Genomic DNA, 23434 nt, shown 5'->3' with positions numbered 1-23434 from the left:
TCCGTTAAACTGCCGCCCGCTTTGCCTGGGTTCGCCCGGTGCTAAAGCAGGTTATACCCTACGCAAGACAGGCTGCGGTCTGGAAGGCGACGGGTAAATCGAACTTGCTACTGGGTCGCCTGTAGCAGGGTAAATTTTCTTTTTAGAGAAAAAACAATGTTCACTATCAATGTAGAAGTACGTAAAGACCAGGGTAAGGGTGCGAGCCGCCGCCTGCGTGTTGCCAACAAATTCCCAGCTATCGTTTACGGTGGCGAAGAAGCTCCAGTTTCCATCGAACTGGACCATGATTCTGTTAAGAACATGGAATCCAAACCAGAATTCTACAGCGAAGCAGTAACTCTGGTTATCGACGGTAAAGAAACCAAAGTGAAAGTTCAGGCTGTACAGCGTCACCCGTTCAAGCCGAAACTGGCTCACATCGACTTCCGTCGCGTTTAATCGCAACGAAATCGAACCTTTCGGGACGCCGAAGTAGAAAACGCCGCAATTGCGGCGTTTTTTATTGTCTGAGATCCGGTGAAATTACTTATTGCCGCTGTTCAAACGACGTTGTAACTGGTCGCGCAGGTTCGGTGGCGTCCCTCTGATAGTTAGCGTATCGGTAGCCGCATCCCAGAAAATTCGCTCCCCCAACAGCATCGCATCAAAGTTAATGCTGATGCCACCGCCGCTGCCGGCAAATTTGGTCAACTGACGCAGCGTGCCACGATCGGCCGGGAAGCTGTCTTCCAGTTGATAACCCTGCTCGCTGGAAAACTGCAGAAAATCTTTCTCGCCCACGGGCGCGAGCTCTTTCGACAATTCCTGCAGTTCAATTTCTTCACCGGCCTGCAACTGTTCGTTGCAATAGCTGTAAACCTGCTGACGTACCGACTGGCGCTCATTCTTATCCAACTGCGCGTCGGCGCAGTAATCGTCAACCGCCTGCAGCAAGCCCCGGTTTTGCGCCTTGGTATCCAGACCTTCGGCCGCCGCCAGGAAATCCATAAAGAAATCGGACACCTTGCGGCCCACCCGCCCTTTCAGGAAAGTCAGATACCGGGTCGACTCCGGATTGGTTTCCCATTCGGTCAGATCGATGCGCGCCACGATGTCGGCATGGTTGATATCAAGATAATGGGTGGTGTTGATATCCAGCTCTTCGTTAACACGCGAACTGTTGCGGCTATTCAGCACCGCAATCAGCAAATACTCCACCGCCAGGTAGCGGTACTGACCAAACAGCACCACGCCGCCTTCGGCAAAGGGATACTTGGCCAACTCATCGCGCAGGCGACCGGTCGCCGCACGGCTGAAGGCCAGGAAGTCCTTATCTTCTTTACGGCAGGTACGCAATGCATCCGCCAGCTCACTGCCTTCATTGAACAGGCCGTAAGCCTTACTCTTGGCACTATAGACACGATGCAGCTCTTCCATCATCTCTTCCACCGCGGCATTGGTGGGCAGCAGTGAATCGCGCAGCACCACGTCCAAGGTTTGCTCATCGCGTTTGACCAACTGGTGCAGAGCGATCTGGTCGATATCCAGACTCATGGTAAATCCTCCTGTTCTTTGAGCGCGTATTCAATCACTGAAGGCCCCAGCCTGCAACTTTAAAGCTGTGCTTACATCATCAGAGATCTATAAATTTCCAGCCCCCATACAATACGTAAATAGCTGACAGAACCGGGGGATTTCAGGAGACACGACGAGAGTTGCCCGGCCCCCGTAAAGGGAACCCCGCTACGCTACGGTTTGAAAGACAAAGGGAATCGATAAAAGAGCGGAAAATCACTGTCCTATACGGTAAGATATGGGACTTTGTCAGGCTTTGAGCGCAATTTTTATGCCACAATCATCCCGTTACAGTGACGAACACGTTGAACAGCTGCTCTCCGAGCTGGTTAATGTTCTGGAAAAACACCATACTCCCACCGATCTTTCTCTGATGGTGCTGGGCAACATGGTAACTAATCTGATCAATACCAGTGTGGCTCCCGCGCAGCGGAAAACATTGGCAAAATCGTTTGCAGAAGCTCTGCAAGCTTCTATTCGTGAAGATAAAGCGCATTAATAATTAATTATGGTGACAAACCGTCAGCGTTATCGTGAAAAAGTCTCCCAGATGATTAGCTGGGGGCACTGGTTCGCCTTATTCAATATCCTGCTTGCCCTCGGGCTGGGTAGCCGCTACCTGTTTGTCACCGACTGGCCCTCTTCCCTGTTGGGTCGGGTTTATGCGCTGGTCAGTTTGTTGGGGCATTTCAGCTTTATCGTTTTCGCCGGCTACCTGCTGGTGATTTTCCCGCTCACCTTTGTGGTGATGTCACAGCGGTTATTGCGATTTATTTCCGCTGCTTTGGCTACCGCCGGGCTAACGTTATTGCTGGTAGACAGCGAAGTGTTCACGCATTTCCACCTTCACCTTAATCCGGTGGTGTGGGAACTGGTGATCAACCCGGATCAAAGTGAACTGGCGCGCGACTGGCAGCTGATGTTTATCTGCGTGCCGGTTATCTTCCTGGTGGAGATGCTGTTTGGTACCTGGAGCTGGCAAAAGCTGCGCAGTCTGAATCGTCAACGGTTCGGCAAGCCGCTGGCCGCACTGTTCATCAGTGCCTTTTTCGCCTCGCACCTCATTTATATCTGGGCTGACGCCAACTTCTACCGCCCGATCACCATGCAGCGGGCCAACCTGCCATTGTCGTACCCGATGACTGCGCGTAAATTCCTTGAAAAACACGGCCTGCTCGATTCGCAGGAATATGAACGCCGCCTGGTGCAGCAAGGAAACCCGGAAGCCGTTGCGGTGGAATATCCGCTGAGCGATCTTAGCTACAGCGACAAAGGCAGCGGCTATAACCTGCTGATGATCGTGGTGGACGGCGTTCGCGAGCAGGATATGAAACAGGACATGCCTGCCCTGACCCGTTTCGCACAGGAAAATGTTCGCTTCAGCGATCACTACAGTTCCGGTAATCATGCGGATACCGGCCTGTTTGGCCTGTTCTACGGCATTTCACCTACCTATCTGGACAGCGTTCTCGCCGCGCGTAAACCTTCTGCTCTGGTCAGCGCTCTCAGCGCCCAGGGTTATCAGTTTGGTTTATTCTCGTCTGACGGCTTTAACGCCAGCCTGTATCGCCAGGCGCTGTTGACCGATTTCACGCTGCCGGCAGCAAAACAGCAAAATGATGCGGCGACCACGCAACAATGGCAACGCTGGCTGGCTGACCAAAACAGTAACGGTCCATGGTTCTCCTATATCAATTTCCGTGGCGCTGAACCTGCGGCCAATGAGAAAACCCCAGCCCCGGCCGATTTTATTCAGCGCTACCGCGCAGGTGCGCAGGATGTGGATGCGCAAATTGCTCAGGTGCTCGGCACGCTGAAAGAACGCGGTGTTCTGGATAAAACCGTAGTGGTGATAACCGCAGAGCACGGCGTTGAATTTAATGACACCGGCAAGGGTTACTGGGGTGCGGGTACCAGTTTCAACCAGCAACAGCTGCAGGTTCCCTTGGTTATTCACTGGCCGGGGACACCGGCGCAAACCATCAGTAAGCTAACCGGCCATAACGATGTGATGCGTACGCTGATGCAACGTTTGCTACACGTGAAAACCAACCCTAATGATTATTCACAGGGTGAAGACCTGTTTACCGCCCAGCGCAGGAATAACTGGGTCGCTACCGGTGATAACAGCCTGTTAGTGATCACCACTCCTACGCAAACTTTGGTATTGGATAGCGGCGGTAACTACCGTGCGTACGATAAGAATGACAAAGAGATCAAAGACGAGAAGCCACAGCTGGCCCTGCTGTTGCAGGTACTGACCGATGTGAAACGCTTTATCGCCAACTAACTGATTAAAATACGATCAGTCAGTTGGCGGAGCTCTTGATTTGAAATTGAGAACGGGTAGTATAATTTTCTATAGCGTCGGCATGTAGCGCAGCTTGGTAGCGCACCGTCATGGGGTGTCGGGGGTCGGAGGTTCAAATCCTCTCATGCCGACCAAAAATACCCATAAAAAAACCAACCCTTAGCGGTTGGTTTTTTTATGATTTAAACTCGGCACTCACCCGTGATAGAGTTTTTCCCCTGCGGGCAAACGTCGGAACTTTGCGGAATAACACCCAATATTGACCCCAAAGAGCCTGTACATCCAGATAGGGTTAAAATAACCAAAAGAAACAATCCCCTTTTCATCCAACACTCCTTATCTTTTCGCTATCTGGTTATATCTCATTCATGACTCACTGTCTTTCAACAAACTGTCAGTTTTCGTGAAAATTCTGGCGAGCATGGGCCTTTAGCGCTTAACGCTCCAGCCATTCAACGGCCAGTATACGAGCCTCATCCAGGCTGACATCCCTGCCTTCTCTGGTAATGGCCGTTTTCAACACATCAATGATATCGGCCTTTTCCGTGGCGCGTTCTTCATTAATTAACACCAAAACCGCATCGCCTATCACTGTACATATGCCGATATACAAAGCTTTTGAATCTTCGAAGCCGCTGCCCATAACTACCTCCGGTTGCAATTTATGCAGATTAACATCTTGCGCCTGACAATGCCCTTTCAGGGCAGCTCGGCGCGGGCGGAAAACGAAAAACCCCAGCGATCATTAAGATTGCTGGGGTTCATAGACGGTATTAAGCGTCTGTACAACTGTATGGTGCCGGCTACCGGAGTCGAACTGGTGACCTACTGATTACAAGTCAGTTGCTCTACCTACTGAGCTAAGCCGGCTAAATTTGGCGGAAGGACAGAGATTCGAACTCTGGGAGCTGTTACACTCGACGGTTTTCAAGACCGTTGCCTTAAACCACTCGGCCATCCTTCCAATGGGCGCAGATATTAGCGCTACCGTTATGAAATGTCTATCGTTTCATGCAAAAAAAAGCAGGAAAAAGTGTGTTTGGTTAAACTTCATGCCACTGGCGGTCAAAAAATGAAAAACCCCGCCGAAGCGGGGCCGGATAGCTCAGCATAATAGCCGTTATTTAGGCTGAGAGTCGTAGTCTGAACAGGTCTGATACCCTTTGTTCATCACATGACCTGTATCGCTGTAGCTGACAAAATAGGTTTGTACTTTTCCGTCACGTGGCGCCACCGCGTAGGTATCGCAGGTACCCTGTGCATGAACCAGAGTAGCTGTCGTTGACGGTGGCCCGGCAATTGCACGAACCTGCTGTTTGGTCATCCCTACTTTGACATCACTGACCACAGGCTCCTGAACATAACTGGCGGCCCTGTCATAAGCCGTACAACCGGCAAGAAGGGTGAAAGTCGCTGCAGTGCAAATGGCTAAAACCAGCTTATTCGTCATGGTTTGTCCTCTTGGAGTACGTTTATTGTCTTCTAAGTCTAGAAGAGAGAAGGCTTTTCTACAAATTTCACTTTGTCGATAGGTGCGCTTTACGCTGCCGTGCCGCCAGACACCACAGCCCATCACACAGTAAAAATACCAGCAGGCTGATGCCCATCACCGGCAGGCAATACCCCAGCAACAGCGTAAGACCGACAATCAGCAACAGCGGCCCTTTGGGGGTTTTACGCAGCAACATAAAGGGGGAACGCACGGGCTTGCGCGCCACCCGCGTTGGGCGACCACGCCACCACATCAGGTATCCCATCACCACCATCGCCACCAACCCGGCGGCAAATACCACCAGCACCCACTCATTGGCCAGGCCGAACAAAACGCCCATATGCAGATCGATACCCCAGCGCGTTAATTTTGCCGCCAGCGGATATTGTTCGAAGCTAACACGACCAACAATCGCCATGGTTGCGGGATCGATAGCCACGGCATCAACCTGCGTCGGCCAACGGCGATCGATCTCCGTCACCGTCCAGGCCTGTCCCGCCGCCGCCGGCTGCTTGATTTCAATCCTGTCAGCATCAATGCCGGCCCGCCGCGCGCGCGCCAGTGCGCTGTCATACATCGCGACATCCAACGAGGGTTCCGTCATGGCCATTGGCATCATGTGGCCGTGATGTTCTGCATGTTCGTCAGCAGGCTGTGCGCTCTGTTTGCCTAACGCCGTCGACAGCGAGGGGGTCGCCCAGCCAAACTGCTGACGCAATACGCTGATATTCTCCCCGGCCCATTGTGACCAGGTCAGCCCGGTAGCAGAAAAGAACAACAGGCCGATTAACAACAGCACACCGCTCTTCTCATGCAGCCAACGTAAACTGCCACGCGTCCGGCTCGCCTTGTTGCGCTTGCGAACCGCCCAGAGGATTAAACCGCCCAGCGCTGCAATCCATAGCCAGGACGCCGCCAGTTCGCTGTAATTGCGCCCAATATCTCCCAGTAACAAACTGCGGTGAAATTGGTCCAGCCAGGTGCGTAGCGGCAACACACCGCTCGTGCCATAAACCACCATCTCACCGTGAGTTTTTGCCGTAACCGGATCGATAAACACCGCCAGACGTTCCGAAGCCTGTAATCCAGCGATGTTAAACAGCACCCGGGTATTTTCACCGTCGGCTGCGGACGGCCGCACCGCAGAAAGAGAAGCCCGCAACGGGGCAATCGCCTGCGCGGCAAGAATCTGCCGTTTTAACGGCAATGTAGGCCCGGTGCTGTCGTTAAACAACTGTTGGGCATAGAGGCGGGATTCAATTTGCGGCGTCAACGCGTAAAATATGCCACTCAGGGCGGCAATAAGTAAAAACGGACCGACAAACAGACCAATATAAAAATGGAGCCGCATCATCAACGGAATAAACCAGCTACGGGTAGTCACCTGTTGGTTAATATTCTGCGCAGCAGCAGGCAACGCAGAAATGCGTTCAGACATGATAAGTCATCCGTGGTCAAATGGAATTAATGAGAAACTTACCCGAATTATATTCATTTAACAAACAAATCTCTTCTCTGTTTAGCTTAATTTTCATTAATGTTACAATTGCAGAGATTATCATCCCTTTACACTCTGATTCTGGAAGACGCCCGCTGGTGAAACTGTCAATTCAACATATGCGCATGCTGGCCTGGTTGGCCCTGTTCGCTATGCTGATGATTTTCATCGCGCCGTCCATCTCCGCACACCTCTCGCAAAATAGCCTTGATAACAATGAGATGGTGACAGGCATGCCCATGGGCGAGGAGCATGCCGGCCCTATGGCGATGATGAGCCATGGTGCCGATGAGAGCCAGCCAGCAGGGCACAACATGGCAGATATGGCTGCCGGAGCCTGCTTTGACTTCTGTGGCTACTGCAGCCTGTTTCACCACAACCCATCGCTGGTCGTCCTGCTGGCAGTGGCCCCTACACCCGATAGACAACGCCCTCCCTCCCTTATTTCAATCATTTATTACGCCATTGCCTTACCCCTCTTCCCACCTTATCAGACTCGTGCGCCGCCGTTATTTTATCGTTTGGTTAAATAATTCTAATTTATATGCCTTATTTTTTTAGGCAGGATTTATTACGCTTGTAAATAAACCCTGACCTGGTTTAAATATTATTCTTTTGCTGCGTTAACTGAGCTTCAAATGTCTGTTGTGACTGTTGCACATATTGCTGTAACCCCTGACGATCAACAAAGGCATCCAGATCGCCGGCCTGCAGGCGTTTCATTTTATTATCCAGATCGAAGCGCGTTCCCTTATTGGCGATAAAAATATCCGCCTGCTGCTGAGCCAACCGAGCAAAACTGCCACGGATATCCTGCACCAGACTGGGGTAGTTTTTGTTGTCGATCAGATAGTAGTCCGGCGTTGCCAGACTGTCGGCATAGACCAGTCGGTAACTTTGCCCTCCCTGATGTAGCGTGGTCAGCCATGAGGTGGCACCCGGCAAATGGCCTGGCGTCATCAATGCCGTTAATTTCAGGTCGCCCAAGGTAATGCTGTCCCCCTCCCCGACGATAATATCGACCTTCACCTGCGGGAAGCCCAGCGCATCTCCCAGAGCAAAATCCTGTTTGCCGCCTAGCGCCAACTGTTGGGCATTGGCAGCGCTGGCGACAACCTTTGCCCCGCTCCAGGCTTGCAGACGCGCAATGCCGCCCGCCTGATCGAGACGCGCGTGGCTATTGAGGATATAGCGCAGATCCTTGATGTTGAAACCCAAAGCCTCTATGTGCGCTCTTATCGTCGGAGCGCTGGCGTCCAGCGCGGCGTCGATCAGAATCAGCCCTTCCGGCGTGCTCAGCAGCACGGACGATAGGTTGCGGGTACCCACGTAATAAACATGCGGGAACATCTGAAATGGCGCGACCGGCTGCGCCCACTGTTCAAAAAGCGAATAGGGCGGCGCACTGGATAACGGCTGTGCCGGATTAAGCTGCGCCTGAGCGCCGAAACACAGTGCAACCGTCATAGCCGTCAGATAACCAAGGTTTTTTTTCATGATCCAATTCTATGGAGGTAAACGGGGCTGAAGTATACTCAGCCCAATATTGAAACGTATTCAATTAAGAAGACCATTAATGAACATCCTGCAAATGGACATGAACCTGCTGAAAGTGCTCTACCTGTTGACCAGCACCGGCTCCAGCCAGAAAACGGCGGACAAGTTAGGCATCAGTACTTCGGCCGTCAGCCATGCGTTGGCCCGCCTGCGTGAAGTGCTGAATGAGCCTTTATTTCGTCGGGAGGGGCATCGCCAGGTACCGACGCTGTTTGCCCTGTCGCTTAAAGAGAAACTAACGCCATTGTTCTCTTCGCTGGACAATGAACTGTTCGGCCATTTGCAGGACGCACCACGACATTTCAACCTGGTTGCACCGCCGGCACTGCATCCTATATTGCTGCCGCTGCTGGCACAGAAATGCACACTCGCCAATGTGGATATCCGTTGTCAGAATTTTGAGCGGCGCTCATGGCGGAACGAACTGCTGGAAGGCAGCATCGATATGGTGATCGCTGTGGGCGATCATCAACAGCGTACCAGCGCACTGCGTTATGCACTGATTGGCAGCACTCGCCTGGTCGCAGTATTTGGGGCCCCCTTGCAGCAGATATTGCAACACAAGAACGGTCTGGCCTTCAGCGAACTGGCAAACTATGCGCACTATTACTGTCACCCTTGGCCACAGGCGGAAAATGAGCTGGATCGTCAGTTGGAACGCCAGGGTTTACAACGCAGGATCCAGCTCAGCTGTGCCGATTATGCCCAGTTGCCGCCAGTGTTGCGGGCGGCCCCGCTGATGGCGGTGGTTCCGCAGCCCTGGTTCAGTGCACAACCCGATAAACGAGGGTTATTCACCCTGCCCATCATGGACAACCTGGCAATTGGCCATCTGTTTTCGCACTATCGGCAGGGAGAGGTTGAGTGGAAAAAGCGTCTTATTTCCGCGCTTCATACGGAACTGCGGCCTTATTATCAGTAACGACAATCAGAAGCCAAATTCACTCAGTGCCGCAATATCATCCGGACGACGGCCAAGCGGCCAATGGAATTGACGATCCTGCTCGCGAATCGGCATATCGTTGATGCAGGCGTGTCTGTTTATCATCAGACCGTTCGGGTTAAATTCCCAATTCTCATTGCCAAAACTACGGTACCAGTTGCCCGAGTCATCACGCCATTCATAGGCAAAGCGCACCGCGATACGCGCCCCATCAAACGCCCATAACTCTTTAATCAACCGATACTCCAGCTCTTTCGCCCATTTACGCTGCAAGAATGCGCAAACGGCCTCGCGGCCATCAACAAACTCCGCCCGATTGCGCCAATGGGTATCTAGGGAATAGACCTGCGAGACTCGCTCAGGATCGCGGCTGTTCCAGGCATCTTCCGCCAGACGGACTTTCTCAATCGCCGACTCACGGGTGAACGGCGGTAACGGGGGTTTAATGCTCATAGCTCACCTCTGCTGGGTTGCAATCACGTAGACAGACTTGTCTACCCAATTAAGCTAGCGTATGTAGACAGAGCTGTCTACAATCATTCCAGTCGATATTTCAGGAGATGTTTTAATGACTGTTGCCCCCGGCACTCTGCCACCACGTCAGCGCATCCTGCTGACAGCACATGATTTGTTTTACCGCGATGGCGTACGCGCGACCGGCATTGATCGTATTATCAGCGAGTCAGGCGTAGCCAAGGTCACGTTTTATCGTCATTTCCCCAGCAAAAATGAGCTGATTGAGGCGTTTCTCACCTACCGTCATGACCAGTGGCTGAGCTGGTTCAGCCGGTCTCTGGATCAGCATGTCGCACAGTCAGGGGATGTGATGCTCGCTTTGGTGCCTTGTTTCGAGGAGTGGTTCTGCAGTCCACAATTCCGCGGCTGCGCTTTTATCAATACGGCGGTGGAATTAGCGGATATGCTGCCGGAAAACTTGGACATAGCCCGCCGGCATAAAGTACAGATGGCCGAAGTCATTGCCAGCCATCTGCCCCCAAGCCCTGAGCGGGAACAGCGAGCGGAGATGCTGTCGATGCTGATCGACGGAGCCATCGTCAAGGTGCAAATTGAGCAGCAAGCCCAGAATACGCTGCTGCTGCTGAGTGAAATGCTGAAGACATTGGCTGCCGCCTGGAAGCATCAGTAATTAGCCCAGATCCCCGGCGTCACCAGCTCGAGCAAATGATGATCGGGATCGCGGAAATAAATACTCTCTCCACCCTGACCCCAGCTCATGCGCCCTTCTATCTCTATGCCATGTGCCGCCAGATGTTGTTCCCAATGCGGCAGCTGTTCTTTCGTGACGGCCAGCCCAACATGCAGCGGTCCGTTGCCGTCATGCGGGGGAATATAGCCTTCCGGGTAATGTGCTCCTTTGACCGAGTCACCTTCAATAAACAGCAGCAAGACGCTTTCCCGGCCCACGTCATAGGCGCGAAAACGTTCATTGGCCACCATCGCCGGCAGCTTTAATACCTGCTGGTAAAAAGCCGCGGCCCGCTCGATATCCTTCACGTACAGTACCGTTTCAATCACCCGCTCTATCTTGAGTTCCATATTCATCTCCTGATTTCTCTATACGGCGAAAGTGTAGGTACCCCCCGGCACATCAGAATGGCAATCCGTGCCGCGAAAATGCCAATTTGTGCCAAATTACAGGCAAAAAAAACGCGGCCCGAAGGCCGCGCAATCACATTCACACTCTGTTGCTTAGCTTAGAACTGGTAAACCAGGCCCAAGGCAACCACGTTGTCGGTGTTGATACCGGCAGACTTGGTGAAGTCGTTTTCATCCAGCAGGTTGATTTTGTAGTCAACGTAGGTAGACATGTTTTTGTTGAAGTAGTAGGTCGCGCCCACGTCAACATACTTCATCAGATCCTGATCGCCGTAACCGCGTTCGATGTCTTTGCCTTTAGACTGCAGGTAAGCCACGGAAGGACGCAGACCGAAGTCGAACTGGTACTGGGCAACGATTTCCATGTTTTGCGCTTTGTTGGCGTAACCGTAAGTGCTGCTGTTGCTGCTGCCGAAACGGGTTGCGTTGTAAGACTGGGTATACATCGCTGCCAGGTAAACGTTGTTGGCGTCATATTTCAGACCACCGCTGTAGGCCTCTGCCTTGTCACCACGGCCCAGAATGCCGGCGTTGTTATTACCGTTCTGATCGTTGGTACGGTCGGAAGAGAAGTATGCCGCTGCAGCGCTGATGCCATAGCCCAGATCGTAAGACGCGGACATGCCGTAACCGTCACCGTTCTGCGCCAACACGTCACGGCCGTTGTTGGATTCGGTAGCGCTGTCGTTTTTGCCTTGGTATTGCAGAGCAAAGTTAAGGCCGTCAACCAGACCAAAGAAGTCTGAGTTACGGTAAGTCAGCACGCCGTTGGTACGCTGGAACATGAAGTTGTCCGCACCGTAGGTATCGCCACCGAACTCTGGCAGTACGTCGGTCCATGCGCCGATGTCGTACAGCACGCCGTAGTTACGGCCATAATCCAACGAACCGTAATCGCCGAATTTCAGACCTGCAAAGCCAACACGAGTGAAGTTATTGTTGTCCTGGCTTTCCGCATGGTTGAGGTTTGCCTGATATTCCCACTCACCGTAGCCGGTCAGTTGGTCACTGATTTGTGTTTCGCCACGCAGGCCAAAACGCATATAAGACTGGTCGCCATCAGAACCTTTATCATCAGAGAAATAGTGAAGACCATCGATTTTACCGAACAAATCCAGTTTATTACCGTCTTTGTTGTAGATTTCCGCCGCGCCTGCTGTGCCTGCAACCAGCAGTGCGGGTACTATCAGAGAGAGTACTCGAAGTTTCATCGTTATTATCCTCATTAATTATGTCGAGCTATGGCCACTGCCCTTTTGAGCATTATTAGCACGACTGTGCATTACCATTCTGGTAACAAGGGTTATATTAATCCAGAAAGAAAATGATACCAAGTATCCGATAGTGTTTCACTATGATTAATAAAGGTTTCAAAATGTAAATTTGCGCGAACTTCCACAAAACATTACAGACAGTTAAAATAAAGCACGCAATGACAAAAAATACATTTATAGATATAAAATCATGAAGTTATACAAAACTTTAAGAAAAAAAAGACAGCCATACAAAAGTCACACTCAATAAGCACATTGTGCCAAAATATTCTCATAACACTGACGTTATAATAATCCCGCTATCATCATTATTTTCATTATTACCTTCATTATCTGTAAGATAATTTTTGTACACTTCGACCGGCTTATGGCCGGTTTTTTATTGCCTGAAACCTTCCACACAATTCACCATAATGCGCACTTTTTGCCAAAAAATAATCACGTCACGATATTATCTCGACAATTTACCTTCGCACTAATTGCTAATTTATTAACCTATATCAGTCTACGAATTAATCGCATTAATTAGAAAAGCATTTTATTGCTTAAGTAACTGCTACCTGGGCCGACATTCTGTTCGGTGTAGCAATATTGGTCGCCCCCTCTATTTTGATAGTCTGTAAAAATATCCAGCCACCTTGCTCAAGCCATTACCTTGTGGCCAGAACCGCGGGCGAGCGCAAATCCTTTCGACCCGGATCGCGGATTGTGATAAAAACACTCCATAACTTTCAGCCCGCATTTCCACAATAGATCCCGATGCCCACATGACATCCACCTTGTGTAATGAACAGCAGAAACCCGGCGTCCCGGCACAGGTCGCAACGCGTTTGGCCTTTTTTGTCGCCGGCTTCGGCATGGCCGCCTGGGCTCCCCTGGTTCCCTTCGCCAAAGCGCGTATCGGCATAGACGACGGCTCCTTGGGTCTGCTGCTGCTGTGCATTGGCGCAGGTTCGATGTTGGCGATGCCGCTTACCGGCTTCCTGACCGGCAGGTTGGGCTGTCGCCCGGTGATCCTGCTTGCCGGGCTGGCACTGTGTATTGATTTACCCCTGCTGGTCCTGATGGACACCACCACCGGTATGGCACTGGCCCTGCTGTTGTTTGGCGCGGCAATCGGCATGATCGATGTGGCGATGAACATACAGGCGGTAGTGGTCGAACGCGCCAGCGGCAAGGCAATGATGTCCGGTTTTCACGGTTTCTTCAGCGTTGGCGGCATTGCCGGTGCCGGCGGTGTTAGTCTGATGCTGTGGCTGGGACTGTCGCCTTTGCTGGCAACATGGGTCGCCGTATTGACCATTGCCGCATTGCTGATGCTGGCCAGTCGCAATTTGCTGCGTGAAAGCGGCGGTGACGAAGGTGGCCCGATGTTTGTGCTGCCACGCGGTTGGGTGATGTTCATTGGCATCCTGTGCTTCATCATGTTCCTGGCAGAAGGCTCAATGCTCGACTGGAGCGCCCTGTTTCTCACCACCCTGCGAGGCGTTGACCACAGCCAGGCCGGATTAGGCTATGCGCTGTTCTCCATCACCATGACCATCGGCAGATTGAACGGCGATTGGGTGGTAAACCGGCTGGGAAGATATAAGGTATTGCTGCTGGGTAGCCTGTGCGCGGCCATTGGCCTGAGTCTGGCCATTATCTTCAACAACGCCATGGTTTCACTGATTGGTTTTATGCTGGTGGGCCTCGGCGCTTCCAACGTGGTCCCGATCCTGTTCAGTGCTGCCGGCAACCAGCATGATATGCCGGCCAATCTGGCCATCGCCTCAGTGACCACCGTAGGCTACGCCGGCATCCTCGCCGGACCGGCGCTGATTGGCTTTGTCGCTCAGCTCTCCAGCCTGACGGCAGCTTTTGCCTGCGTTGCAGTTTTACTCCTGGTGGTTACCGCCAGCGCCCGGGCGATAACCCGTTGATTCAGGAATGCGCAGTCAACTATGCAAAATAAACAACTGACCATCAGCTCAAGCAATATTACCCGCTGCTTCCTGCTATTTTCCGTACTGCTGACGATTGCCATCGGCCTGTACGGCTACAACTATACCAACGCCTGGCTGGCTGAAAAGAAATACGCCCTGAACGGCATCGCCAACGGCCTGCAAAAACGCATCGACAACTACCGTTACGTCACCTACCAGATTTACGACAAGTTCGGTAATGCGCCTTCACTGAATGTCGATCCCAGCCTGCAGGAAACCCGACTGCGCCCGGACGTTTACTACCTGGAGAAGCCGCATAAAAAAACCGATGCGATTATTTTTGGCAGTCATGAAGAAGGCACACTGGCGATGATCGCCAATATTTCAGACTATCTGGATACCCGCTGGGGAGCCAAGACTGAAAATTACGCCATGTATTACCTTAACGGTCAGGATAACAGCCTGAGCCTAATCACTACCCAGCCGTTAAAAGAACTGGCCTCACGCTTCAAAGAAAGCTATCTGACGACCTCGGCAGAGGACCGCCGGGCTGAAATGCTGCAACAGGCCAATATGCTCGATGAGCGTGAAAGCTTCTCTGCCTTGCGCAAACAGCGCTTCCAGAACACCTATTCGTTCTCTATCCGCACCACTTTTAACCAACCGGGGCATTTGGCCACGGTGATCGCCTTCGATCTGCCGATTAACGACATCATCCCCATTAATATGGCGCGCTCCAACTTTATGCTGCTGCCTGACGATAGCAGCATGGACGACGGTACTTTGCCGTTGGATACCGCCACCAGCACCGGTATTTCGATGAGCGGCAGTTGGGTGGAGTTCAGCGCCCCGCTGCCTAACGCGCCACTGAAAGTGGTTTACCGTGTTTCTGCTATCAGCCTGGCGATTGACCTGCTGCGGAACAATATCTGGCTGATCGCCATCAATCTGTTGCTGTTGGCGCTGTCATTGGTGGGCATTTACTTTATCCGTCGCCAATATATCCGCCCGAGCGAAAACATGGCGGTTGAGCTGGAAGCCGAACGGGCACTGAATCAGGAAATCATCGCCAGCCTGCCATCAGGCCTGCTGGTGTACAACTTCGCCAGCAATACGGTAATCGCCAGTAATAAGATCGCCCAGCACCTGCTGCCACATCTCAGCCTGCAAAAAATCGCCCATATGGCCGAACAGCATCACGGTGTGATTCAGGCGACGGTAAACAACGAAGTGTATGAGATCCGCATCTTCCGCAGCCAGCTGTCGCCGGAAACCTATCTGTTCCTGCTCAACGATCAGGACAAGGAAGTGATGGTCAATAAACGTTTGCAGCAGGCGCAGCGCGAGTACGACAAGAACGTGCAGGCACGCAAACTGATGTTGCATAATCTGGGCATTGAGCTGAACCAACCGGTCCGGCAAATGCATGATTTGGTCGATCGCCTGCACACGCAAGCGGATGAGGAACAACAGCAAGCGCTGCAAAAGCAACTGACGGTTCAATCCTCAACGGTGCTGGGGCTGATTGAAAATATCACCCTGCTCACCCGGTTGGAAACCCAGGACTGGCAGCCTTCGCGTCATCCTTTCAGCCCATCGGCCCTGATAGATGAACTGCTGCAGGAAGCCCTGCCGTCCATCAATCAAAAAGGCCTGTCGTTGTTCAACCATTTCCATCTTGACGTTGAACAGCAATATATCGGCGATGCCAACGCACTGCGCAAGGTGATCTCACTGCTGGTGCATTACGCCATTATCACTACCGCCTGCGGCAAGATTTCGCTGGTTGTCGATCATGAACCGGATCACCCCGATCGTCTGGTATTCCATATCAATGACACCGGTTCGGGCATTTCCAACGAAGAAATCAGCAACCTGAATTATCCGTTCCTCAGCCAAACGCTGGTGGACCGCTTTAATCATGGCTCCGGCCTCACCTTCTTCCTGTGCAATCAACTGTGTAAAAAGCTTAACGGCCAGCTGGATATCCGCAGCAAGATAGACATCGGCACCCGCTACACCATCCGTGTCCCTATGGAGATGGAGAAAAAAGAGACGGAAGCGCAAGAAAAACTGCTCGACGGTGTGACCGCATTGCTGGACATTACTTCTGAGGAAATACGGAGCATTGTCACCCGCCTGCTGCATGCCTATGGTGCGAGTTGCATCGTTGCTGACGAACGTCAGATTAATCGCGACTACGACGTTTTGTTGACCGATAACCCGCAAAGAGCGGATGATTACACGCTGTTGTTGACCACTGATGAAGCGGGTTGGCAACAGCTTGAGAAACGGTATATTCGGGTAAACTATAACCTGGGTGGAGCCATGATCGACGCCATATTGATGCTGATTGAGCAGCAAATGGCCGCATTGGAACAGCAGGAAAGTGCATTATCACTGACCGCAGATGACATCCAACTCTATGAAAAACAATTGAAATCAAGTGATTACTATGGCCTATTTATTGATACAGTACCCGACGATGTCAAAAAACTGTATACTGAGGCGGGCAGCAGTGATTTCAATGCTCTGTCACAGACAGCACACCGCCTGAAAGGCGTGTTTGCCATGTTAAATCTGCTTCCCGGCAAGCAACTGTGTGAATCGTTAGAACAGCACATCGCAGACGGTGATGCGCTCAAGATCGAGAATAACATCAGTCAGATTGATTTTTTCGTCAGCAGACTGCTGCAGCAAGGTAGCCAACAACATGAATAACCTGAACGTAATTATTGCTGATGACCATCCTATCGTACTGTTTGGCATCCGGAAGTCACTTGAGCAAATTGAATGGGTGAATGTCGTTGGGGAGTTTGAAGACTCAACAGCACTGATCAACAATCTGTCCAAACTGGATGCAAACGTCCTGATCACCGACCTTTCGATGCCGGGTGATAAGTATGGCGACGGCATTACGCTGATCAAATACATCAAACGCCATTATCCGCAGTTATCGATCATCGTTCTGACCATGAACAACAACCCGGCCATTCTTAGCGCCGTGTTGGATCTGGATATCGAAGGCATCGTGTTGAAACAGGGTGCGCCGACCGACCTGCCGAAAGCGCTGGCCGCATTGCAGAAAGGCAAGAAGTTCACGCCGGAAAGCGTCTCCAAACTGTTGGAGAGGATCAGCGCCAGTGGTTACGGTGACAAGCGTCTGTCACCAAAAGAGAGCGAAGTACTGCGCCTGTTCGCCGAAGGTTTCCTGGTGACCGAGATCGCCAAGAAGCTCAATCGCAGCATCAAAACCATCAGTAGCCAGAAAAAATCGGCAATGATGAAGTTGGGTGTTGAGAACGATATTGCATTGCTCAACTACCTCTCGTCCGTCAGCATGGCACCGCTGGACAAAGAATAAAATCCCCGGTAGTTAACAGAGGGCGTGGCAATATGCCGCGCCCTTTTGCTTTCAGGCGTCTTCAGACTCAGCGCGCATTCGGCGCACCTGTTGGCTGTAATACCCTAATGTCTGTTCCAACGTCTCCAGGGTCACCGGCTTAGACAGGCAGTTATCCATCCCGGCCTCAATACAGCGCTGTTTCTCTTCCGCCAGGGCGTTCGCCGTCACGCCGATGACCGGAGCGGTAAAGTGCAACTGACGCAGGCGTTGGGTCAAACGGTAACCATCCATATTAGGCATGTTGACGTCGGTCAGCACGATATCGACGGTATTGCGATTCAACACGTCGAGCGCATCGACCCCATCATTGGCAGTCACTACCTGATAGCCCAGTGAGCCAAGCTGGTCGGACAGCAACCGGCGGTTAATCGGGTGGTCATCCACCACCAGCAAATGAATATCCCCGTTGTCTACCCTGTTGGCCTTGGCCGGCAACGGCAATTGCATCAGAGTATTGCCGCTTTCATCACGGGTACCAAACAAGCGGTTGAGCAGCACCAGGGTTTCACGCGGCGTCGAGGTACTGTGCATCCAATAGCCCGGCCGGGTTTCCTGCGACGGGCCAATATGCTCAATAGAAAACTGGATCTGCGCCAGCAGCGGTGTATTGATCATCAGCGGGTGATCGCTGAGCATCACATCCCCTGCCGCGGTATCCTGCCCCTGATGACGCAGTACCGTCGCGCCATAGCCACCAAGAACCTCCATCAGATAACTTTCCAACCTCTGGTTGCGGATAGCCAGCCACAGAGTTTTACCTTGCCAGGTATCACTGGGCTGCGGGATCGGGAACTGAGCGTTAAACAGCGGAATGCGGATGGTGAACAGGCTGCCTAATCCCGGCTCGGACTCAACGGCAATGTCGCCATCCATCATGTTGATCAGCTTTTCGCAAATCGCCAACCCCAGCCCGGTGCCCTGGAAATGGCGTTGAACGCCACTGCCCACCTGGAAGAACGGATCAAACAGGCGGGTAATTTCTTTCTCCGGGATGCCAACCCCAGTATCACGAATGCTAAACTCCAAATAGCTGCCGCGCGTACACACCTGCAGAATGATGCAGCCGGTATCGGTAAACTTAATCGCGTTGTTCAACAAATTGGACAGTACCTGCTGCAGCCGTACCGGATCGCCGGAAATGCGCTCGGGTACGTTCTGTTCGATAAAGCAGTACAACCCCAGTCGCTTCTTCACCACCAGCGGCAAATAGTTGCCGGCGATGTGGGTGATCACCTCCAGGCAGGAGAACTCGCGCGGCTCAATCTTCAGTTGCTCGGATTCGATTTTGGAGAAGTCCAGTATGTCGCTAATGATCTTCAGCAACAGTCCGGACGAGTTGTTCATCGCATTGACCAGTCGGTCAACACCCTGCGGCAACGCCTTGGTTTGCAACAAATCGAGGTTACCGATGATACCGTACAGCGGGGTACGCAACTCATGGCTGACGGTCGCCAGGAACATCGATTTGGATTGGCTGGCCTGCTCCGCCGCTGCCGCCATCTCCTGCAGCGACTCTTCCATTTTCACGCGGGCGCTGACGTCCACCAGCACACAGATCGCCACATCCTCATTGCGGTAACGGGAATGAACAAAGCTGATTTGCAGGTTATTGTTATTACTGGTCATCACATCGACAAAATTCACCTGCTGTTCGCAGATGATGCGCGTAATGCGATCACGGTCTTCGTGGGTCAGCAGGTTGATGTAGTTATGCGCCAATTCATTACTCAGAATATTGGTGCCGTCGCTAATGCGCAGAATACAAATACCCACCGGTGCCGAGGCGACAATCTTGCGGTTGAACTGTTCATGTTCCTCCAACCGGAAGGCATTATCTTCTGCCGGCAGGAACATTTTGCGCTCAAACAGCCAGGCCAGGCTGAACAACACAATGGCGGATAACATATTCAACAGCACCGCATTTAGGATCAGCATTCTGAAGCGTTCAACCACCGTCTTCACCGGCACAGAATAAACAATACTGAGCGATGACGGCGGCAGCGCTTTTTTCATGATCAGGTCGCGGTAATTATCAACATAGCCAAAGTAAGCCGGCTCGTCCGGATAGCTGTTGGGGGCTTGTACATCTCGTTCGTCATCTGCCAGCCGCAGTATCGGTTGGTTATTCTCATCCAGCAGGGTTACGCCGGTCGGCAAGCTGCCTGCAGTGACAAAGTCCTCCAGGCGAATGGTTTGTTCAATACCCAGCAACGCCTCCAGCTTGTTACCAATATAAATAGGCGTCAGTACATACAGATAACCGACATCCGGTCGCTGCTGGCTTGGGCTGATCCAGTACAGATTATTGTCTTTGTCCTGGTTCTTGGCATTACGGTATTTAAGGATGCGCTCATGCAGCGTTTTCAGCGCGTCGGCTCGATTGGCTACACCGCTGCTGCCGCTGCCAAACTCCGCCATGCACAACGTATCGCCGTCGATGAAAAACACCCGGTTGAGATCGTAGGCCGCGACGAAGTTCTCTTTCCAATACTGGATCAACCCGCTCAAAGAATTGAGTGAGCTGCGGTAGGTGGTGTTAAGTGAACAACTGGACTCGGGATACAGCGGTACAAACTCCAGCGGACTGTTCTTGCCGGGAAAGATGCCGCTAAACATGTCCATGCTACTGACGGAACCGTTGAGGCGATTTTCCGCCATGTATTTGATATCACGCATGATATCGGCCGAATGGCGGATATAGCCCTGAGCCTGATCGAAGTTCAGATTATAGTCCTGCCGAATATCAGACTCTTTCTGATGCAGGATATTCAGGATATAGAAGGTGGTGAGCAACGCCCCCAACGACCACAACATGATCGCCAGCACCCGGAACAAATAGCGGGATATCTTTAACGTCGTGCGAAAAGAAGCTAAATATTTCAATCGGATACCATACGAATATCAGTGGCGACCAGCGCGTTCATATCAGAGCCGGGAGCTCTGGCTTGGGTCAGGCAATTAAACCATAGAACTGAAAAAGGGCCTAGCATCGCTGCCAGGCCCTTGTTACCTCAGTGCGATAGGGGCATGTGCCAGCCCCTATGGCTTAGGCGTTGTCTTCTTCCGCGTCGTCTGGCGCTTCAGAATCATCGCCTTCGTCCAGCGGTGCAGCATCTTCTTCTGCCACTTCCGCACCCGGTTCGAGGCTGTCCAGCTCTTCGTCTTCCACCGGCTCGGCAACGCGCTGCAGACCGACGACGTTCTCGTCTTCCGCAGTACGGATCAGTGTAACACCCTGGGTATTACGTCCCACCACGCTAACTTCCGATACGCGGGTACGCACCAGCGTGCCAGCATCGGTAATCATCATGATCTGATCGGTGGTATCGACCTGAACGGCACCCACTACCTGACCATTGCGTTCGCTCACCTTAATGGAGATAACCCCTTGGGTAGCGCGCGACTTGGTCGGATACTCGGTGACTGCGGTACGTTTACCGTAGCCGTTCTGGGTGACGGTCAGAATATCGCCTTCACCACGTGGCACAATCAGGGAAATAACGCTATCGCCTTCGCCCAGATTGATACCGCGTACGCCGGTGGCAGTACGACCCATAGAACGCACCTGCGTTTCCGGGAAGCGCACCACTTTACCATTGGCAGAGAACAGCATGACTTCATTGCTGCCGTCGGTCAGGTCAACACCAATCAGCTCGTCACCCTCGTTGAGGTTAACGGCGATGATGCCGGCGCTGCGTGGGCGGCTAAAATCGGTCAATGCGGTTTTCTTCACGGTGCCACTGGCGGTGGCCATAAACACGTGACGCCCTTCTTCATACTCGCGCACCGGCAGAATGGCGGTAATACGCTCATTGGCTTCCAGCGGCAGCAGGTTGACGATTGGACGACCGCGCGCACCGCGGCTGGCTTCAGGCAGTTGGTACACCTTCATCCAGTACAGGCGACCACGGCTGGAGAAGCACAGGATCGTATCGTGGGTGTTGGCCACCAACAGACGATCGATAAAGTCTTCTTCTTTAATACGTGCCGCTGACTTGCCTTTACCACCGCGGCGTTGCGCTTCATAGTCGCTCAGAGGCTGATACTTCACATAGCCCTGGTGCGACAGCGTAACGACCACGTCTTCCTGGTTGATCAGGTCTTCGATATTGATATCTGAAGTATTGGCGGTGATCTCGGTGCGGCGGCCGTCGTTGTACTGCTCTTTGATTGCCACCAGCTCTTCACGGATCACTTCCATCAGACGGTCTGGGTTTTCCAGAATAAAGATCAGCGCGGCAATCGCCGTCAGCAGCTCTTTATATTCGTCCAACAGCTTTTCATGCTCCAGGCCGGTCAGTTTCTGCAGACGCAGATCCAGGATCGCCTGAGCCTGCTGCTCGGTCAGATGGTATTTACCGTCACGGATACCGAACTCCGGCTCCAGCCACTCAGGGCGAGCGGCGTCGTCACCGGCGCGCTCCAGCATGGCAGCCACATTCCCCAGATCCCAGGCTTGAGCCACCAACGCGGCTTTCGCTTCCGCAGGGGTTGGCGCACGGCGGATCATCTCGATAATCGGATCGATGTTTGCCAGTGCGATAGCCAGCGCTTCCAGGATATGGGCGCGATCGCGAGCTTTACGCAGTTCGAAGATGGTACGGCGGGTCACCACTTCACGGCGGTGACGAACAAACGCCTGCAGAATGTCTTTCAGGTTCAGCAGTTTCGGCTGGCCCTGATGCAATGCCACCATGTTGATGCCGAAGGTCACCTGCAGCTGCGTCAGCGAATACAGGTTGTTCAGCACCACTTCGCCGACCGCGTCGCGTTTGATTTCAATCACGATGCGCATGCCGTCTTTGTCGGATTCGTCACGCAGCGCGCTGATGCCTTCCACGCGTTTTTCTTTAACCAGCTCGGCGATCTTCTCGATCAGACGCGCCTTGTTCACCTGATACGGGATCTCGTGAACAATGATGGTTTCGCGACCGGTTTTGGCATCGGCTTCTACTTCAGCGCGTGCGCGCAAGTAGATTTTGCCGCGCCCGGTGCGGTAGGCTTCTTCGATGCCGCGACGGCCGTTGATGATCGCCGCAGTCGGGAAGTCCGGCCCCGGGATGTGTTCCATCAGGCCTTCGATGCTGATATTTTCATCATCGATATAGGCCAGGCAGCCGTTGATAACCTCTGACAGGTTATGCGGCGGAATGTTGGTGGCCATACCCACGGCGATGCCCGACGCGCCGTTTACCAGCAGGTTCGGGATCTTGGTTGGCATGACGGCTGGGATCTGCTCGGTGCCATCGTAGTTAGGCACGAAGTCGACGGTTTCTTTTTCCAGATCCGCCAGCAGTTCGTGAGCAATTTTGGACATGCGCACTTCGGTATAACGCATCGCCGCGGCGGAGTCGCCATCGACAGAACCGAAGTTACCCTGACCGTCCACCAGCATATAGCGCAGTGAAAACGGTTGAGCCATACGCACGATGGTATCGTAAACCGCGCTGTCACCGTGTGGGTGATATTTACCGATTACGTCCCCAACGACACGGGCCGATTTCTTGTATGGTTTATTCCAGTCGTTACCCAATACACTCATCGCGAACAAAACGCGACGGTGAACCGGCTTCAGTCCATCACGAACATCTGGCAGCGCACGTCCGACAATTACGGACATCGCGTAGTCCAGATACGAGTTTTTCAACTCGTCTTCGATGTTTACCGGTGTGATTTCTCTGGCAAGGTCGCTCATGGAGCTGCTATCCCTCTACTAATGATTCATCTGCCCGCTGCCATAGTGGCAAAGGTGTAAAACTATATCACAAAGCACGCTTTACGGGAAAATAACCGCCGCTGTTTAACTTAAATTGTGCATATATGTGCAGTAAAAATGCATCGGCACAGACGGTGC

The 23434-nt window shown here is 52.5% G+C and carries 19 protein-coding genes and 3 tRNA genes; 10 read left to right on the top strand and 12 right to left on the bottom strand.

Translation table 11 applies throughout. From position 1 onward, the window contains the following. Positions 1-156: 156 nt before the first annotated feature. Complete coding sequence (gene rplY, locus OCH02_RS01215; RefSeq protein WP_261108634.1) at positions 157-441, top strand: 50S ribosomal protein L25; 285 nt, start codon at positions 157-159, stop codon at positions 439-441. Positions 442-525: 84 nt separating this feature from the next. On the opposite strand, the gene yejK is transcribed toward rplY, so the two are convergent. After that, positions 526-1536, bottom strand: a complete 1011-nt coding sequence (yejK, locus tag OCH02_RS01210) for a nucleoid-associated protein YejK (RefSeq protein ID WP_261429345.1) — start codon at positions 1534-1536, stop codon at positions 526-528. A 292-nt stretch (positions 1537-1828) separates the two neighbouring features. On the opposite strand from yejK, the gene OCH02_RS01205 reads away from it, so the two are divergent. The 3 genes from OCH02_RS01205 (at position 1829) to OCH02_RS01195 (ending at position 4002) form a co-directional block, all read left to right on the top strand. Then, the gene (locus tag OCH02_RS01205) at positions 1829-2056 is read left to right on the top strand and encodes a YejL family protein (protein ID WP_017893455.1); all 228 of its coding nucleotides are present in this window, start codon (positions 1829-1831) and stop codon (positions 2054-2056) included. Positions 2057-2065: 9 nt separating this feature from the next. Next, positions 2066-3847 (top strand): LPS biosynthesis-modulating metalloenzyme YejM, encoded by a 1782-nt coding sequence (gene yejM, locus OCH02_RS01200; protein ID WP_261429344.1) that lies wholly within the window; start codon positions 2066-2068, stop codon positions 3845-3847. 78 nt (positions 3848-3925) lie between these two features. Next, positions 3926-4002: transfer RNA gene (locus tag OCH02_RS01195), tRNA-Pro, on the top strand. A gap of 302 nt (positions 4003-4304) precedes the next feature. Here the strand turns inward: OCH02_RS01195 and OCH02_RS01190 are convergent. The 5 genes from OCH02_RS01190 to OCH02_RS01170 form a co-directional block, all read right to left on the bottom strand. Next, positions 4305-4511, bottom strand: a complete 207-nt coding sequence (locus tag OCH02_RS01190) for a DUF2767 family protein (protein ID WP_017893457.1) — start codon at positions 4509-4511, stop codon at positions 4305-4307. A 151-nt stretch (positions 4512-4662) separates the two neighbouring features. Then, a tRNA-Thr gene (locus tag OCH02_RS01185) sits at positions 4663-4738 on the bottom strand. A gap of 6 nt (positions 4739-4744) precedes the next feature. Beyond that, positions 4745-4832, bottom strand: a tRNA-Ser gene (locus OCH02_RS01180). Positions 4833-4988: 156 nt separating this feature from the next. Next, complete coding sequence (gene osmE, locus OCH02_RS01175; protein ID WP_012145974.1) at positions 4989-5318, bottom strand: osmotically-inducible lipoprotein OsmE; 330 nt, start codon at positions 5316-5318, stop codon at positions 4989-4991. A gap of 67 nt (positions 5319-5385) precedes the next feature. Beyond that, the gene (locus tag OCH02_RS01170) at positions 5386-6798 is read right to left on the bottom strand and encodes a PepSY-associated TM helix domain-containing protein (protein WP_261429343.1); all 1413 of its coding nucleotides are present in this window, start codon (positions 6796-6798) and stop codon (positions 5386-5388) included. A 29-nt stretch (positions 6799-6827) separates the two neighbouring features. Between OCH02_RS01170 and OCH02_RS01165 the strand changes: the two genes are divergently transcribed. After that, positions 6828-7391: a DUF2946 domain-containing protein gene (locus OCH02_RS01165; protein ID WP_261429342.1), complete on the top strand. Its 564-nt coding sequence runs from the start codon at positions 6828-6830 to the stop codon at positions 7389-7391. Between the two features lie 67 nt (positions 7392-7458). On the opposite strand, the gene blaSPR is transcribed toward OCH02_RS01165, so the two are convergent. After that, positions 7459-8355, bottom strand: coding sequence for an SPR family subclass B3 metallo-beta-lactamase (gene blaSPR / locus OCH02_RS01160; RefSeq protein WP_261429340.1), 897 nt, complete (start codon positions 8353-8355; stop codon positions 7459-7461). Between the two features lie 79 nt (positions 8356-8434). On the opposite strand from blaSPR, the gene OCH02_RS01155 reads away from it, so the two are divergent. Beyond that, complete coding sequence (locus OCH02_RS01155) at positions 8435-9337, top strand: LysR family transcriptional regulator (RefSeq protein ID WP_261429338.1); 903 nt, start codon at positions 8435-8437, stop codon at positions 9335-9337. Between the two features lie 6 nt (positions 9338-9343). Here OCH02_RS01155 and OCH02_RS01150 read toward each other — a convergent pair whose 3' ends face one another. Beyond that, on the bottom strand, positions 9344-9811 hold the full coding sequence (locus OCH02_RS01150; protein ID WP_261429337.1) for a nuclear transport factor 2 family protein: 468 nt from the start codon (positions 9809-9811) through the stop codon (positions 9344-9346). A 115-nt stretch (positions 9812-9926) separates the two neighbouring features. On the opposite strand from OCH02_RS01150, the gene OCH02_RS01145 reads away from it, so the two are divergent. Continuing rightward, positions 9927-10505 (top strand): TetR/AcrR family transcriptional regulator, encoded by a 579-nt coding sequence (locus OCH02_RS01145; RefSeq protein ID WP_261429335.1) that lies wholly within the window; start codon positions 9927-9929, stop codon positions 10503-10505. On the opposite strand, the gene OCH02_RS01140 is transcribed toward OCH02_RS01145, so the two are convergent. Together OCH02_RS01140 and OCH02_RS01135 are read right to left on the bottom strand one after the other, a co-directional pair. Beyond that, a complete protein-coding gene (locus OCH02_RS01140; protein WP_261429334.1) occupies positions 10499-10915 on the bottom strand; it encodes a VOC family protein in 417 nt (138 codons plus the stop codon). The genes OCH02_RS01145 and OCH02_RS01140 overlap by 7 nt on opposite strands. Before the next feature lie 158 nt (positions 10916-11073). Next, positions 11074-12186 (bottom strand): porin OmpC, encoded by a 1113-nt coding sequence (locus OCH02_RS01135; protein WP_261429333.1) that lies wholly within the window; start codon positions 12184-12186, stop codon positions 11074-11076. An 830-nt stretch (positions 12187-13016) separates the two neighbouring features. On the opposite strand from OCH02_RS01135, the gene OCH02_RS01130 reads away from it, so the two are divergent. Genes OCH02_RS01130 through rcsB form a run of 3 tightly spaced genes read left to right on the top strand, consistent with a single transcriptional unit; the run spans position 13017 to position 17538 of the window. Further along, entirely contained in the window at positions 13017-14171 is a 1155-nt protein-coding gene (locus OCH02_RS01130; RefSeq protein WP_261429332.1) for an MFS transporter, read from the top strand. 21 nt (positions 14172-14192) lie between these two features. Beyond that, positions 14193-16895: a phosphotransferase RcsD gene (rcsD, locus tag OCH02_RS01125; protein ID WP_261429331.1), complete on the top strand. Its 2703-nt coding sequence runs from the start codon at positions 14193-14195 to the stop codon at positions 16893-16895. Beyond that, the gene (gene rcsB / locus OCH02_RS01120) at positions 16888-17538 is read left to right on the top strand and encodes a response regulator transcription factor RcsB (RefSeq protein WP_004947156.1); all 651 of its coding nucleotides are present in this window, start codon (positions 16888-16890) and stop codon (positions 17536-17538) included. Before rcsD ends, rcsB begins: the two co-directional genes overlap by 8 nt. A gap of 51 nt (positions 17539-17589) precedes the next feature. On the opposite strand, the gene rcsC is transcribed toward rcsB, so the two are convergent. Further along, positions 17590-20463, bottom strand: coding sequence for a two-component system sensor histidine kinase RcsC (rcsC, locus tag OCH02_RS01115; RefSeq protein WP_261429330.1), 2874 nt, complete (start codon positions 20461-20463; stop codon positions 17590-17592). A gap of 163 nt (positions 20464-20626) precedes the next feature. After that, the gene (gyrA, locus tag OCH02_RS01110) at positions 20627-23275 is read right to left on the bottom strand and encodes a DNA topoisomerase (ATP-hydrolyzing) subunit A (RefSeq protein WP_261429328.1); all 2649 of its coding nucleotides are present in this window, start codon (positions 23273-23275) and stop codon (positions 20627-20629) included. Between the last annotated feature and the right edge of the window lie 159 nt (positions 23276-23434).

Source organism: Serratia quinivorans (genome assembly GCF_946227985.1).
Taxonomy (GTDB): Bacteria; Pseudomonadota; Gammaproteobacteria; order Enterobacterales; family Enterobacteriaceae; genus Serratia; species Serratia quinivorans_A.
The sequence above is the reverse complement of the archived record's forward strand: the minus strand, read 5'-3'. Positions and strand labels throughout refer to the sequence as shown.